This is a genomic window from Aeromonas sp. R4-3, assembly GCF_040908275.1.
Lineage (GTDB): Bacteria > Pseudomonadota > Gammaproteobacteria > Enterobacterales > Aeromonadaceae > Aeromonas > Aeromonas rivipollensis.
The window spans coordinates 1-14,040 of sequence record NZ_JBFODK010000028.1 but is presented as its reverse complement, the minus strand read 5'-3'; the positions used below and the strand labels follow the sequence as shown (position 1 = coordinate 14,040).

General features: G+C 57.9%; 13 protein-coding genes and 1 other annotated feature. Of the genes, 4 read left to right on the top strand and 9 right to left on the bottom strand.

Annotated elements, in window-relative coordinates; genetic code table 11:
• Window position 1: 1 nt before the first annotated feature.
• The 7 genes from phrB to AB5Y91_RS08170 form a co-directional block, all read right to left on the bottom strand.
• Entirely contained in the window at window positions 2-1,438 is a 1,437-nt protein-coding gene (phrB, locus tag AB5Y91_RS08200) for a deoxyribodipyrimidine photo-lyase (protein ID WP_368169515.1), read from the bottom strand.
• Window positions 1,435-2,322 carry a MerR family transcriptional regulator gene (locus tag AB5Y91_RS08195; RefSeq protein WP_368169514.1) on the bottom strand — a complete coding sequence of 296 codons (888 nt, stop codon included), beginning with the start codon at window positions 2,320-2,322 and terminating at the stop codon, window positions 1,435-1,437. Before AB5Y91_RS08195 ends, phrB begins: the two co-directional genes overlap by 4 nt.
• 64 nt (window positions 2,323-2,386) lie before the next feature.
• Entirely contained in the window at window positions 2,387-3,331 is a 945-nt protein-coding gene (locus tag AB5Y91_RS08190; protein ID WP_106886019.1) for a DUF523 and DUF1722 domain-containing protein, read from the bottom strand.
• 173 nt (window positions 3,332-3,504) lie between these two features.
• On the bottom strand, window positions 3,505-4,134 hold the full coding sequence (locus tag AB5Y91_RS08185; RefSeq protein ID WP_106886018.1) for an autotransporter: 630 nt from the start codon (window positions 4,132-4,134) through the stop codon (window positions 3,505-3,507).
• A 182-nt stretch (window positions 4,135-4,316) separates the two neighbouring features.
• Window positions 4,317-4,871: a DUF3157 family protein gene (locus AB5Y91_RS08180; RefSeq protein ID WP_106886017.1), complete on the bottom strand. Its 555-nt coding sequence runs from the start codon at window positions 4,869-4,871 to the stop codon at window positions 4,317-4,319.
• Between the two features lie 95 nt (window positions 4,872-4,966).
• Window positions 4,967-5,797, bottom strand: a complete 831-nt coding sequence (locus AB5Y91_RS08175; protein WP_163137168.1) for a hypothetical protein — start codon at window positions 5,795-5,797, stop codon at window positions 4,967-4,969.
• A gap of 138 nt (window positions 5,798-5,935) precedes the next feature.
• Window positions 5,936-6,532 carry an HAD family hydrolase gene (locus AB5Y91_RS08170; RefSeq protein WP_368169513.1) on the bottom strand — a complete coding sequence of 199 codons (597 nt, stop codon included), beginning with the start codon at window positions 6,530-6,532 and terminating at the stop codon, window positions 5,936-5,938.
• Between the two features lie 165 nt (window positions 6,533-6,697).
• Window positions 6,698-6,820 (top strand) — a sequence feature (Phe leader region).
• Window positions 6,821-6,858: 38 nt separating this feature from the next.
• Here AB5Y91_RS08170 and pheA point away from each other — a divergent pair.
• Window positions 6,859-8,031, top strand: a complete 1,173-nt coding sequence (pheA, locus tag AB5Y91_RS08165) for a prephenate dehydratase (protein WP_368169512.1) — start codon at window positions 6,859-6,861, stop codon at window positions 8,029-8,031.
• A gap of 337 nt (window positions 8,032-8,368) precedes the next feature.
• Here the strand turns inward: pheA and AB5Y91_RS08160 are convergent, their stop codons facing one another.
• The gene (locus AB5Y91_RS08160; protein WP_139745389.1) at window positions 8,369-8,794 is read right to left on the bottom strand and encodes an LPP20 family lipoprotein; all 426 of its coding nucleotides are present in this window, start codon (window positions 8,792-8,794) and stop codon (window positions 8,369-8,371) included.
• Window positions 8,795-8,807: 13 nt separating this feature from the next.
• Window positions 8,808-9,428 carry a FlgO family outer membrane protein gene (locus AB5Y91_RS08155; RefSeq protein ID WP_106886012.1) on the bottom strand — a complete coding sequence of 207 codons (621 nt, stop codon included), beginning with the start codon at window positions 9,426-9,428 and terminating at the stop codon, window positions 8,808-8,810.
• A gap of 285 nt (window positions 9,429-9,713) precedes the next feature.
• Here AB5Y91_RS08155 and AB5Y91_RS08150 point away from each other — a divergent pair, with 285 nt between their 5' ends.
• From AB5Y91_RS08150 to AB5Y91_RS08140, 3 genes are all read left to right on the top strand, one after another.
• The gene (locus AB5Y91_RS08150) at window positions 9,714-10,868 is read left to right on the top strand and encodes a flagellar assembly protein FlgT (protein ID WP_106886010.1); all 1,155 of its coding nucleotides are present in this window, start codon (window positions 9,714-9,716) and stop codon (window positions 10,866-10,868) included.
• A gap of 346 nt (window positions 10,869-11,214) precedes the next feature.
• On the top strand, window positions 11,215-12,756 hold the full coding sequence (locus tag AB5Y91_RS08145) for a tyrosine-type recombinase/integrase (RefSeq protein ID WP_335845051.1): 1,542 nt from the start codon (window positions 11,215-11,217) through the stop codon (window positions 12,754-12,756).
• Window positions 12,757-12,982: 226 nt separating this feature from the next.
• Entirely contained in the window at window positions 12,983-13,435 is a 453-nt protein-coding gene (locus AB5Y91_RS08140) for an antitoxin Xre/MbcA/ParS toxin-binding domain-containing protein (RefSeq protein WP_323921459.1), read from the top strand.
• Window positions 13,436-14,040: the final 605 nt, after the last annotated feature.

Genomic DNA, 14,040 nt, shown 5'->3' with positions numbered 1-14,040 from the left:
GTTATTTCTTCTCCAGGTCACGGAACATCTCGATGGCCCTCACCCGTGCAACGGCATGATCCACCATGGGCGCCGGGTAACACTGCCGCCCCTTGAGCCGCAACCAGTCGTGGGGCTGGTGCACATAGGTGGCAGGCAGATCGGCAAGCTCAGATACCCAGGTACGGATAAAGTCCCCTTGTGGATCAAATCGTTGCCCCTGAGTCGTCGGGTTGAACACCCGAAAATAGGGGGCCGCATCGGCGCCTGTGCCCGCCGCCCACTGCCAGCCGCCATTGTTGGCCGCCAGATCCCCGTCAATCAGCCGGCTCATGAAGTAATCCTCCCCGAGCCGCCAGTGAATGTGCAGATCCTTGGTGAGGAAGCTCGCCACTATCATCCTCAGCCGGTTGTGCATCCAGCCGGTGGCGTTGAGGCAGCGCATGGCGGCGTCGACTATGGGGTAACCGGTACGCCCCTCGCACCAGGCGGCGAAGGCATCCGGATCCCAGCTCCAGGGCAGGGCCGCCGTCTCGGGCTTGAAGGGCCGGTTCATGGAGAGGCTTGGCACCAGCACCAGCAGGTGGCGATAGAACTCGCGCCAGATGAGCTCGTTGAGCCAGACGAAACCGGGCTGCGCCTTGGACTGGGGCCGGCCGCCGAGCCGCTGCTGCAAGGCTGCCACGCACTGACGGGGGCTTATGATGCCCGCCGCCAGATAGGGAGAGAGAACGGAAGTGCCCGCCATAGCCGGAAAATCCCGGGTCTCGCCGTAGTCCAGCACCCCCTGATCCAGGAAGGCATGCAGTCGCCGCAGGGCCTCGGCCTCCCCCACGGGCCAGCGGGGATCCGGGGTCGTCTCCCCAAGCGCCTCATCGACAAAGGCCCTCTCGGCGAGCGGCTGCCAAGGCAGGGAGTCGCCCCGCGGCGCCGGGGCTCTGTGGATGACGAAACCATCCTCATCCAGCGCCTTGAGCCAGGCGCGACTGAAGGGGGTGAAGACCTTGAACATCTCCCTCGAACCGGTCAGCACCCGCCCCGGCGGCAGCACGCAGCAGCCGTTGAGCCAGTGGCAACTCACCTCCTGCTCTGCCAGCACTGCGGTGACGGCGCCATCCCGGCGCTGTTCGTCAAGCTCGATGGCCTGATTGGCGTAGAGCCGGGTGACGCCGAGCTCGCGGCAGAGGCTCGCAAGCGCCGCCGGTGTCTCGGCAAAGGTCTCGACCCGCAGCAGATGAAGCTCTATGCCGAGGGCCGCCAGCTCAAGGCCCAGCGCATCGACCTGGGCCAGGAGGAAGCGCTGACGCATGGGGGCCATCTTGTGCTGGCGCCACTGGGTCGGCGAGATGACGAAGAGGGCAGCTACCGGCTCCTCATCGGCGCCTGCATTCCCGCAGCAAGAGCGCAGCGCCGGGTTGTCGGCCAGGCGCAAGTCATTGCGAAACCAGACCAGTCTCATGATTTCTTGCTCCCGCGCCCGCCCAAGCCGCGCGCGGCAGGCTTGTCTGCCATCACCTCGGCCAGGGTCGCCCGCCAGCCGTGGGCGGCCAGCCACTCAGCGTCATAGAGTCGCCCCAGCTCGCCAAAGAGACGGGTACCGGCAGGCCAGTCGGCGGCCAGCGCCGGCTTGCCAAGCCCGGCCCCCAGCAGCACCCGCCAGGGGGTGGCGGCCCGCCCCTCCAGCAGGGCGACGTGGCGCGGCTCCACCGCCCCCAGCAGTTGCACCTCATAGCCCTGACCTATCAGCTCGTAGGCCGCCCAGACCAGATCGAGCGGGCCCACCTGGCCCCAGCTTGCCAGGGTGACCGGCAAGCCCTTCTCCTGCTCGATGAGGTGGCGGGCGAAGCGGGTGTGCAGCCAGCCCAGCCACACCTGTTGCAGCAGTTCGCCGTCCGGTCGCTCGCGCCACAGGCCCAGCAGCCGCTCCACCAGCGGTTGCAGCACCCGGCTGCGCACCAGCTCGAAGGGATAGCTCGCCAGCAGGTCGTTAAGCTCGGCCTCCGCCTTGCGCTGGTTGAAGGCGAGCAACGCCTGGCTGAACTGCTCCAGGGTCTGCTGCCAGTGATCGCTCACCGGCTGGGCGTGGGGTTCACTCAGCAACCCCTTGACCTGGCCTATGCTCACCCCCCGCTCCAGCCAGCTCAGGATCTCGCCTATCTGGCGGATATCCTGCTCGCTGTAGAGGCGGTGCCCCTTGTCGGTGCGGGCGGGCTGCACCAGACCGTAGCGGCGCTGCCAGGCACGCAGGGTGACGGCATTGACCCCGGTGAGGCGGGAGACCTCGCGGATGGGGTAGATCCCCTCATCCGGTTTGGCGGCATCATCTTGTGGTAAATCTGACATGGTTACTTCCGTTCAACAGGGTATGAGCGCCCCGGCCAAAGGGGCCGGGGTCGCAAAACAGGGATCAGAGCCCGTAGCGCAGCTTGAGCGTATCGGGATGAGGATTGAGATAGACCTGCTCCGCGAGATAGGTATTGGGGTATTCCCGCAGGTAGTGGCGGATCAGGGTGAGCGGCACCAGCAGCGGGAAGATGCCGGTGCGGTACTTGTCTATGGTGTCGGCAAGCTCCTGCTTCTGGGCCGGGGTCAGCACCCGCTTGAAATAGCCCTGCAGGTGCATCAGCACATTGGTGTGGCTGCGGCGGTTTGCCCGCAGGGTCAGCGCCGCCATCAAGCCCTTGATGTAGCTGTCGGCCACCTCCTGCAGGTTGGCCTTGCCGAGGTTGCCGAGCAGCTTGCCGAGGGTGCGGTAGTGGGTGGTGGCGTGGGAGAGCACCAGATACTTGTAGCGCGAATGAAAGCGAATGAGGGCGGCGGCGGTGATCCCGCTGGCGCAGAGCTGCTGCCAGTCGTGATAGGCAAAGACCCGCAGCACGAAGTTCTCCCGCAGTATGGGGTCGCACAGGCGGCCATCCTCCTCCACCGGCAACAGGGGGTTGGCCTCCATCAAGGCCTTGGCAAAGAGGCCAATTCCCTCCTTGGCGCTCCCCTCGTTGTTGGCGCCATAGATGCGCACCCGCTCCATGCCGCAGCTAGGTGACTTGGCGCAGAGGATGTAGCCGGAGAGGAAGTCGAGCTGACGGGCTTTTTGCTCACTGAAGGCAATCAGCTTGTCGGTGACGTCGAAGCTGCCGTTGCTCGCCTCGGCCCGCACCTCCCCATGGCGCTTGACCAGGCGGATGGCGGCGCGGGGGGCGCCGAGGCCGATGGCCATCTCGGGGCAGACGGGGTGATACTCGAAGTGAGCGCCAAGATCCCGTTCGCAGAAACTGGAGCGCTTGTGGCCCCCGTCGAACCGCACTTCCTGCCCCAGCAGACAGGCACTGATACCGACCTTGATCTTGTACATGATGACGCCCCTTGTATAAGCATTGAACCAGTTATAGCAGTTATACAAAGAAATGAAAGTTGTATAACTATTACGGACCGATACGACACAAGGGGGAAAACAGGATCACCGGAAAATAAAAAAGCCCATGACCGGGGTCATGGGCAAGATGGAGGTCACGACAGACAGGGAAATCAGAAGCTGTATTTCACACCCAGGCTGGTGATGGATCCTTTCTGCAGATCCCAGTTGCGATAGGTGTAATCGGCGGTGAGGGCCAGGTTCTGGCTCACCTTGTAGGCGGCACCCGCCTTGAAGTCGTGCATGTCGTCGGTCATGTTGGCGTAGCGATAGCCGGTGGAAAGCTCGACGGCGCCGATGTCGTAGCGCAGACCCACTTCACCGTAGAGGCTGCCGCTGCTCTTGCGGGTGATGTTGTCCCAGCCGCTGTCGTTCACGTTGGAGGCGAGCTCGCGCTCCATGCTGTAGCCCATCAGACCCGCTTCACCGTACAGGTTCAGGCCTGTGCTGAGGGGAGTGAACACCCCCATACCCAGATTGGAGATGGCCATGCTGTCATTGCCGCTGTTGCGGGAGCTGTATTCGGAACCGAAACGGCCGTAGAAGTTGGAGCCGAAGCTCTTGGAGAGATCCAGGCTCAGACCACCGAAATCGCGGTTGTTGCTGTCCTTGCCGCCAACGTAGTCGGACTTGGTGTGTGCCCAGGTGGCAGCACCCTTGGCGTAGCTGAACGCATCTTGCGCCAGAACAGAGGTGGAAGAGAGGCCGGCCAGAACCAGAACAGACAGTGCGAGCTTTTGCATTTTGTTGACTCCGATTGTTGAGTTAGGCGGAACCTAACTGGAATGGAGTCATTGTGACGGGCAAGGGGGGAGGTGCCGAGCGGCAAGCTGTTGCCAAACCATGTCAGATGTAAGCAGATATTGCTGGCGGTTACCGGAGCAACACTCCATGGGGGACGGACCTGCCCGTCCCCGCCGCGATTCTAGCGGAATTCCACTTCGTCGATCTGCACCCGCACCAGCGGCTTGCCGGTCAGATTGGCCGGACGGGCCAGCTCGATGGCTCGCGACGGACGCTGCTCGCCCTTGCGCAGATAGGATTCCGGCAGACGGTTCTCCCCGACCCAGAAGCGCACCGGCTGGGTCGAGAGCTGCACGCCCTCGGCGCTGAACAGGGTCAGGCTGCCGTTGACCCGCACCACGTTGCGGCTGCCGGTGTTGCTCACCATGAATTGCAGGCGCAATGGATCCTCGCCCTCCACCTGGTTCAGGGTCACAGTGATGCCGTCCCGGGTCGCCTGGGCGAGCAGATCGGGATTGGCCAGGGCCTGCTCGGTCAGCACCGGCGCCGCCACGCTCGCCGTCACCGTCTTGCCGGGGCTCGCCTCGGCGGGCTTGACCAGCAGGTATTCCCAGGTGAAATCATCGTTGAGCTGCACCTGACGGCCATCGGCCAGGGTGACCTGGGTCAGGGGCGCGGCCTGGGCCAGCATGGGGGAGAGGCAGAGGGCAAGCAGCAGTCTGGACAAGGGTTTCATGGGCAGATGACTCGATAGGGATGCAGAGGGAGCAGTATAAAGAGTCGGGCTGCCCTTGCCTATGACCCGACTCACGTTACGGGCCGGGCCCGGGATCAGATGACCAGCAGCTGGGGATCTTCCCCCGATACCATGTCCAGGGTCACCAGATCGAACTGGGCGCTCTGCAGCGCCTTCTGGATGCTCGGCTGCATGTCGAACACCAGGGCCCGCATGCGCTGGGGCACCCTGACCCTGGCCAGGGTGGTGACCCTGTCCGCCAGGGTATGGAAGAAGACCTGGGCTCCATCCAGTCCCATGTCGAACAGCATCTGCTCGGCCATGTCGACCATGCGCAGGTGACGCCGGTCCAGGGATTCGATATCGGAGAAGCGTTGGCTCAGGCAAGCCTCTCCCCCCGCTCCCCACAGGGCCAGCTGGCGCTTGTGGAAGCCATAGCGAAAGTCCCGGTTGGTCATGCCCTGCTCGGCAAAGATCCAGAGGGTATTGGCTGGCACGCTGTCAAAACGCCGCAGATACTCCCGCATCTCCTCCGCCGAGGCCGACATCAGGATAGGGGGGCCGTCATCGTGTTCGAGCTGCTGACAGAGGTAGCGCACCGGATCCGTCACCTCGGCGAGGTGGCCGAGGTGCACGCTGAAGATCATCTCGTCGGTCTTGATCACCTGATGGTCGATGCCGTAGTGCTTGCAATAGCGCTTGGCCCGGGCCACCGCCTTGCGGCTGAGGGTCGGGTTGTCCAGGGTGATGGCCCGAAAGCGGACCCCGCTGGCCCGGCACAGATCCATGCTGTAGCAGGACTCCAGTCGGCCGGAGAAGGAGACAAGCAGTTCGCCGTAACCGGCCAGGGTATTGATGAGCCTCTGTTCCCTGGCCTGAAATAGCTGATCGTATCCCCGATTCAGCGCGACTACATTGGCATCCATAACAACGGCTCCGGATGATGAATAGGATGTTATTTTGCGATGACAAAGCTGAATAGACACTTAAATAATGGGGACAAAGTTGTTCTTTATTCGCCCAGCACCCCTTTTATCCGGGCCCGGCGAAGGGCCCCATCCCCCTCAGGCGGGCAACAATCCTTGCTCGACCAGCTGCCGACGGCATGCGGGGACGTCGGTGAACACCATGCCCTGCAGGCCGAGCGCCCGGGCCGCCGCCACATTGGCCGGGCTGTCGTCGATGAAGAAGCACTCCCCAGCCTTGAGGTCGAACGACACCAGCAGATAGCGGTAGATGTCGGGCTCGGGCTTGAGCATCCGCACCCGGGCCGACACCACCTTGCCGCTGAAGAAGCGCCAGAACTCCTGCTGCTCCAGCCAGTCGATGCTGGCATGGCCCATGTTGGAGAGGGCGTAGAGCCGGTGACCGGCACTGTGCAGCGCCTCGATAAGCGCCACCATGGCGGGATCCGGCAATAAAGAAGCGGGCACCGCCTGCAAGATGGCGAGGTTCTGTGCCGCCGGCAAGCCGGTGCGCTCCTCTGCCTGGCGCGCCATGGCGTGCAGGGAGAGGGTGCCCCTGTCCACCTCCAGCCAGTCGGGGTGGTTGAACAGCAGCTCCGCCAGGGCCTCGGCGCCATCCGGCCCTCGCACCGAGCGCACTATGCCAACCGGGTCCCAGCTCACCACCACCCGCCCCAGATCGAAGATAATCGCCATCCTCTCGTCTCCCCTCTCATTGACCAGAAACAACGGGACCGGTGTGGCACTCATTTAGCCATGGATCCCGACCACCTACCCTGCCCCGTTCAACGCCCCCGGGCAAGTTTTACTTGCATCGGCGTGCCAAATCCCTTAATGGTTATGACGTTACATTCAGGACAACATCATGCACACAACATTCTTCTTTGCTTTCTCGTTTATCCGGCCCTCATAAGGGAAGGCCCTGTCGTCGCATCAACAGAAAGCAAAGACGAATCGAGCCTCCCCCAGCGGAGGCTTTTTTTTGCAGCAACCACCACAGAAGATTTGGATAGGGAACCACAATGGCTACGCTCGACGAGATCAGACAAGACATCACCCAGTTGGATCAGGAGCTGCTCGCCCTGCTGGCCAAGCGCAAGACCCTCAGCATCGAGGTTGCCCGCGCCAAGCAGGCCAATCCCCGTCCCATCCGCGACACCCAGCGGGAACAGGACCTGCTGGTTGCCCTGATCCAGAAGGGGCGTGCCCTCGGGCTGGATGCCCAGTACATCACCCGCATCTACCACACCATCATCGAAGACTCGGTGCTCTCCCAGCAGGCCTATCTGCAGAGCCTGCTCAACCCCCAGCAGCAGGAGCCCATGACCAGCGTCGCCTACCTGGGCCCGCGCGGCTCTTACTCCAGCCTGGCCGCCCGCAAGTACCTGGCGCGCTACAAGGATCAGGTGATAGAGGTGAACTGCCAGAACTTCCGCGAGGTGCTGGACACAGTGGAGTCGGGGCGCGCCGCCTTCGGGGTGCTGCCCATAGAGAACACCAGCTCGGGCTCCATCAACGAGGTGTACGACGTGATGCAGCACACCACCCTCTCCATCGTCGGTGAGCTGACCTACCCCATAGAGCACTGCATCCTCACCGCAGTGCCGACCGAGCTTGGCCGCATCAAGACCTTCTACGCCCACCCCCAGGTGTTCCAGCAGTGCTCCCACTATCTGAGCAAGCTGGAAGGGGCGCGCCACGAGATCTGCGACTCCTCCTCCAGCGCCATGATGAAGGTCAAGGAGCTGGGGAGCCCGGATGCGGCCGCCATCGGCAGCGCCGCCGGCGGCGAACTCTACGGGCTGGACGTGCTGGCCGAGCAGCTCGCCAACCAGAAAGAGAACTACAGCCGCTTCATCGTGGTGGCGCGCAAGCCCATAGACGTGGCACCGCAGATCCCGGCCAAGACCACCCTCATCATGTCCACCTCCCAGAAGCCGGGTTCCCTGGTGGAGGCGCTGCTGGTGCTGCGCAGCCACGAGATCAACATGACCAAGCTGGAATCCCGTCCGGTGCAGGGCAACCCCTGGGAAGAGATGTTCTATCTGGATGTCTCCGCCAACCTGCAGACCCCGGCCATGCAGGCCGCCCTGCTGGAGCTGACCAAGATCACCCGCTACGTCAAGGTGCTGGGCTGCTACCCGAGCGAAGACGTCAAGCCGACCGCAGTGCCGCCGGTACTGATGGGCAACTAAGCCACCCCGAACGGCAAGAGGCGAGCATCAGGCTCGCCTCTCTCTTTTCTGCCTCCCAACTCCTGCAGGAGGCGCCACAGCCACATTTACCGCCATCGGCCACCCCAGTCCCCCCGACTAATCGTTTGATAAAACTGAACGATATACTTCCATCATTCACTCTAATTATACGACTCAGGCCGCCAACCGGGCCCCAGACTCAAGCTGACGGGGAGCCACCCCTGGTCCTGCCCCCAACCGACCCGGCCCCCGGACAACAAAAAGGCGAGCCCATGGCTCGCCTTTGTCTGTGCTGTGATGACCGCCGGGCTCATGCCGGCGTCCGCTCGGACCCGCCCTAGAACTGACCTGCCATCAGCTGATTCAGGTGATAGAGGTTGCGGGTATCGAGCTCCAGCTCGGTGGCATAGGTGTTGCCACGGGGATAGGTCGCCACCACACGGGCACCGCGCACCATACCGGCCACAGACACATCCAGGGAGTTGGAGGTCTGGGTCAGGTCCTTGTAGCTGCTCTGGCCGCGCACCTGCTGGCCGTTGAGCTGCTCCGCCAGCTCCCGGTAGGCATCCATCTTGGACGCCCGGATCGCCTGCAGCATCTTCTCCGACTGGGAGGGGCCGGGCTGGATGTCTATCACCGCGTAGCCCACCGCCTTGAGCACAGGGAAGTCATCTGGCTTCTCGGCCACGTCATAGTTCACCACCCGGTTGCCGCTGCACGCCGTCAGCAAGAGGGCCATCATCAGGCCAAACAGGATTCTCATGGCTGTCTACTCCTCAGGGGGTCAGGTTGACCAGATGGCCGGACGCGCTCTGGCCGCCCCGCATCAGGTAACCCCGGTTGACCGATGCCCGGCCAAAGGAGTTGCTGGCGCCGGACAGATATTGTTGCGGGATCAGGCTCTGGGCCGTGGTCTCCACCATCTTGGTACGCAGATCGATGATCCGGGCATTGACCAGGATCCCCTGCTGATTGCGGCTGAAGGTGCCGGTCAGGATCCGGGAGATGGGCAGGCGGGCGGAGAGATCCCGGTAGTTGCGGCTCATCACGAAGTCGCCACTGGGGGTCACTTGAATGCTGCCCGTGGTCTTGAAGTCCACCACCACTTCCCCGCGCCTGTTCAGCTCGTAGATGAAGCTCTCCTCTATCTGCAGACCCATCCAGTTGGTGTCTTTCAGGGTGTCGAGATCGACGAAGGAGGCGACGGCGATGGGCTCGCTCAGGGTAGTGAGAGACTTGCGCTCCATCAGCTGATCCGTCATGCGGGCCACCAGCCAGTTGAGCTCCATCCCTTTGGCCGCCTGCCGGGGATCCCCTTGATCCCGGTTGATGGGGTCGGCCGAGCCGCAGCCGGCCAGCGCCAGCGCAACCGCCAGCGCCGTGATAATTCTGTTCATGGATACCTGTTCCTGTATCTACACCTGACTTGTTATCGGTCGCAGCGGCCAACACTTGAGACGGGAATGCGCCAAGGATCACCCGATGATCCGCCAGAGGGCCTTGGGCGGCGCCAATAAAGAGGCTGGGACCGGGAAATGCGGCGAGCCACGCACTCTTTCGCCGGAACAAGGCATGGATCTTGCTTTTATTTGCGCACCCGGTGCAAACCAGGCCAGTGTCCATGAAGCCGCTCACCCGTCCCCTGGGGCGCAAGAGGGGTTCATCTATTCAAGGTGTACGTTATGAAAGTTGTGCTGCTGTCAACCCTGTTGCTGGCCAGTCTGTCGGCCCGCGCCGAGCTCATAGAGGCCCAGGGCAGTGCCGCCATTCTGGGAGGCGACGAGGTCTATGCCCGCGAGCAGGCGACCCGGGATGCGCTGCGTCAGGCCCTGCTGGCCAGCGGCGCGTCCGTCTCCAGCATCCAGCGCCTGGAGAACGGCAGCCTGCGCTCGGAGCAGATCCAGATCCGCTCCGGCGGCGACATTCGCCAGTACCGCCTCAAGCGCGAGGAGGTGCGCAACGGCCGTATGTACATCACCCTGGTGGCCGACATCCAGGCCGAGCGCCAGATCTGCCAGACCCAGCACTACGCCAAGGATTTGACGCTGGTGCGCCTGCGCATGCGCTACCCGGATCAGGCGAGCACGGGCGCCCTCGACGACATGCCGGCGGATCTCTCCCGCCGCCTGTTCGAGACCCTGGCGGCGGCGCCCCAGGGGGTGGTCGCCCGCCAGTGGCTGGACGAGAACCTGCGCATAGACCCGCTCCACCTGCAGCAGGGAGATCGCAGCGCCCTCGAGGAGATCAAGGCCCTGAGCCTGCGCACCGACAGCCAGTATCTGGTGCTCGGCAGCATCGACGATCTCTCCCTCGAGCCCCAGGGCAACCAGCTGACCAGCTGGTATAAGGACCCGATCCGCAACTTCCGCATGCAGCTCTACCTGTTCGACGGCATCAACGGCAGCCTGCTCGGGCGCAAGGAGTATCAGGGCCGCGCCAACTGGACCTTCTCCAAGCGGGAGCTGGTGGGCAGCAACAGCGGCCAGTTCTGGCAGTCCAGCTACGGCCAGGAGGTGAGCTACCAGCTGAAGGAGGCGGCCCAGGACATCATCGCCGAGCTCGCCTGCGCCCCCGTCACCGCCCGCATCGTCGCCCAGCACGAACGGGGCCCCCACATCAGCCTGGGCCGTCGCAACGGGGTCAAGCTCGGGGATCAGTTCCGGGTCCAGCACAGCGCCGACTTCATCGATCCCTACGGCAAGTCCAGGGTGATGCGCAACCCCGCCGACGGCCTGTTCGAGGTGGTGCAGGTGTTCGAGGATGGCGCCATCATCAGCAGTCAGAACAAATATTCGCCGTTTAATGTCCAAATCGGCGATCTGGCCGTATTGGAATAGGAATCAAGGGTTTAAAAGCACAATGCTTCTTGTATAATGCCCGCCACAAGGTTCCCGTAGCTCAGCAGGATAGAGCGGTCCCCTCCTAAGGGATGTTTATTGCTTAAAAATCTATCTAAATAGGCTGTTATAAGATTTTTTAAATATTAGGAATTATAAATATTTCCTTTAAAAACATAGCTTTATAGTTCAAAAAGCATTCATAAACAACCAGGCCGCTTGTTTTGTGAGCGGTGCAATCGATGCCTATTTTGCGCTATTTAAGAGCTATTCACGCCATTCAACTCTACTTTTGCGCTATTTTGCCGCTATAATGTCTCAATAGAACATTTTTCGGTGGTACCTAATGGCTCCCAAAAATCCGGCTACATCCATACGCAAAGAAGAGTTCGATCTTAAGACGCTGCTCCAGGGTCACCCTGCGGCCATAATTAAAGGGAAATTCTCATTCACCTTTAAAGACCAGTACATAGATAGTCTTCCATTTATTAATGATAAAAATAAATGCGTTGAATTAACGCACTATAGTTCTGACGATGAGAAATATAATGAAAAGAACAAACCAAGATTAAAACTAAGAATCGGAAACAGTGTTAAGACATTCTATATTGTTTACGATAAAAATCGGAGGCAGAAAATTGGCAATTGGATGACTCGCACTAAAAGTGGACATTATCCAAAAGGTTTTTTTAGCGTTACACAGGCTAAGGAAGAGTTTAAGAGATTAGTTAGTGATGCTGAAAAGATTAATCCAGAAAAGTGGAAATATCAGTCTTTTACATTGAGAACTTATCTTTTAGAGCATTATAAAAACGACCGTGAAAACAAATCAAACAAGAGGAATTCATTAATCCCTGTTACCGACAAAACAATAAGGGAAATCTCATCTGCCTTTGAACCATGGTTAGACCTCAAGCTATCTGAATTTAATGAAGATCACCCAGTAATATTCAAAAAGTATTGGCAGAACAAAGAAACGCCAATAACATCAGAAACAATGAGGAAATACTATTCCTTATTAAACAGCTTGTTTAATATGTGCGTTACGTGCGCCTATTTACCAAAGAATAAAATTGATAGGCATATTTTTCTGTTCCCAAGAAACCCTAAGAGGCCTGTCACAACATATACTGACCCCACAAATGAAGTCGTGGAATTTATTTTTGATGAAGACACTCCAGGTGGTGGGGATTCCAAGATCATAGTTGCAACCATGTTCCTATGCGGGGCAAGAAACTCTGAAATATATAGAAACACAAGCAACAATTTTAATATTAATGATAGATCCATACGTATTCCTGAGCACATTAGTAAAAACAAGGCTGCACGCATTGTTGCTATTGAGTCAGACTCATACTGGAATTACGTAGCGAAATACAAAACTCTAAAAAGCTTGAGTGATCGAGAGGGTGAGTTGATGTTTCCTTGTTGCCGCGAAGCAAAGGCCCCCCATGTAACTTCGAGCCTTTATCAGAAAACTTGGCAGGCAGTTAAAAAAGAGTTTAATTTTCCTAAGATAGGCCGATTATATGATGCCAGACATACTTTTGCCAAAAAAGCACTAGAAAGCGGAGTGCCTATTCAAGATTTATCCAAGATCACTGGACACAGCCTCCAAACGCTGATGGATTACTATATTGACAACAACATCAGCAAAGCTACAAGAGAAAAGTTAAGGGATGCAACAAATTCTAATGCAGCTATAAAGGTGCAACAGGAAACAAATTTCCCTCCATCTGTTAATAGCCTATATGAAAGCTATATTAGGAGATGTATAAAGAAGAATATAAAAGATGAACTCTCTACGTTCGTACAAGAAATGAAAGATTTGGGTGACCAAAACCAACTAAATGCAGAGCAAATTTTTTGGCTTAAAGAAATGCTGTAGCGTGAATATAAAGCTATTATTTTCTTGAAATGGATTTGCTGAATGAGGCCATATTTCAGGTATAGGCCATGAACATGATTCAGTTCGCTCATTCGCTAATGGAGGGGGCGGGTGCCCTCCATATCAGCAACATCAACAATTATAACCAGTGAGGTAACTGTCAGAAAATCTGAACATGGAGTACGATGATGAGAACAAATCATTGTCAATACGGGAACAGTAAAATATGTCACTTTCAGTTTATCAACCCAGTACGCAGGCTAGTTCAGCACCCACCCTTATGACGACTCTCAACATCCCTCAAGATCCACTGAGTGCACATCTCTGGATCATAGCTGGCGTAGCGCCAAGCATCATTCATCGACTAGCTGAATTGATGAACACAGACTCAGGTTTGATATGCCGCTTAGCAGGCATTAGCCTGAGCACTGTTGCTCGCAAGCTGAGGATTGAGGCTCCCCTATCAATCTCGCAGGGTGCCAGGGTATACGGCGTTGTACAGGCACTCGATGCGGCACTATCCCTCAACAAGAACGATACTGCCAAGGCGTTGTCATGGATAAACAGACCAGCCTGGGGCCTCGGTGGCGTGGCTCCAGCCACATTGCTGAATACACCGATGGGGGTTCAGGCTGTTGTGAATTTGGTGGGACGGATTAGGCATGGGGTTTGCGTATAAGCAATAAGTCGGGGGGGGGGGCGGTGAGAATAAAACCATCCAGATTGGCCAAATTTCCACCAAACAGAATTATTTTCAAACTTTTTCACATCCCCCCACTTGAAAAATTCGGAAAACTGTCCATTTACTAATTATGAGAGCTATAAATTAATTTTTTCCATTTCAACATTCCGCTGCTGCGCAGCGAAGAGAAACCAGTTTTACTACCCCCCCATAAGCTATCTTTTTAAATAAATGAAATTTAAAGAGCACTGATAAATTAAAGTTCCTTAACTTAGCTTAAGATATCAATGCTCCATCACTCAGTAATAAATTAGATTCATATAAACAGAAAACAGAAAACAGAAAACAGAAAACAGAAAACAGAAAACAGAAAACAGAAAACAGAAAACAGAAAACAGAAAACAGAAAACAGAAAACAGAAATGTAACCTCAGTTAAGATGTGGTTATATTCGCCCTGTAGGGCGGAAAATTTAAAAGGTGTTTTTGCTAGGGAAGGTGCGAATAATCGGGGAAATTCTTCTCGGCTGACTCAGTCATTTCATTTCTTCATGTTTGAGCCGATTTTTTCTCCCGTAAATGCCTTGAATCAGCCTATTTAGAC

Excerpts from the sequence above, each read along its gene's own strand:
- AB5Y91_RS08185 (WP_106886018.1), bottom strand. The coding sequence starts at position 4,134 with ATGCAAAAGCTCGCACTGTCTGTTCTGGTTCTGGCCGGCCTCTCTTCC.
- pheA (WP_368169512.1), top strand. The coding sequence starts at position 6,859 with ATGGCTACGCTCGACGAGATCAGACAAGACATCACCCAGTTGGATCAG.
- AB5Y91_RS08140 (WP_323921459.1), top strand. The coding sequence starts at position 12,983 with ATGTCACTTTCAGTTTATCAACCCAGTACGCAGGCTAGTTCAGCACCC.
- AB5Y91_RS08155 (WP_106886012.1), bottom strand. The coding sequence starts at position 9,428 with ATGAACAGAATTATCACGGCGCTGGCGGTTGCGCTGGCGCTGGCCGGC.
- AB5Y91_RS08170 (WP_368169513.1), bottom strand. The coding sequence starts at position 6,532 with ATGGCGATTATCTTCGATCTGGGGCGGGTGGTGGTGAGCTGGGACCCG.
- AB5Y91_RS08150 (WP_106886010.1), top strand. The coding sequence starts at position 9,714 with ATGAAAGTTGTGCTGCTGTCAACCCTGTTGCTGGCCAGTCTGTCGGCC.
- AB5Y91_RS08195 (WP_368169514.1), bottom strand. The coding sequence starts at position 2,322 with ATGTCAGATTTACCACAAGATGATGCCGCCAAACCGGATGAGGGGATC.
- AB5Y91_RS08160 (WP_139745389.1), bottom strand. The coding sequence starts at position 8,794 with ATGAGAATCCTGTTTGGCCTGATGATGGCCCTCTTGCTGACGGCGTGC.
- AB5Y91_RS08180 (WP_106886017.1), bottom strand. The coding sequence starts at position 4,871 with ATGAAACCCTTGTCCAGACTGCTGCTTGCCCTCTGCCTCTCCCCCATG.
- AB5Y91_RS08190 (WP_106886019.1), bottom strand. The coding sequence starts at position 3,331 with ATGTACAAGATCAAGGTCGGTATCAGTGCCTGTCTGCTGGGGCAGGAA.
- AB5Y91_RS08175 (WP_163137168.1), bottom strand. The coding sequence starts at position 5,797 with ATGGATGCCAATGTAGTCGCGCTGAATCGGGGATACGATCAGCTATTT.
- phrB (WP_368169515.1), bottom strand. The coding sequence starts at position 1,438 with ATGAGACTGGTCTGGTTTCGCAATGACTTGCGCCTGGCCGACAACCCG.
- AB5Y91_RS08145 (WP_335845051.1), top strand. The coding sequence starts at position 11,215 with ATGGCTCCCAAAAATCCGGCTACATCCATACGCAAAGAAGAGTTCGAT.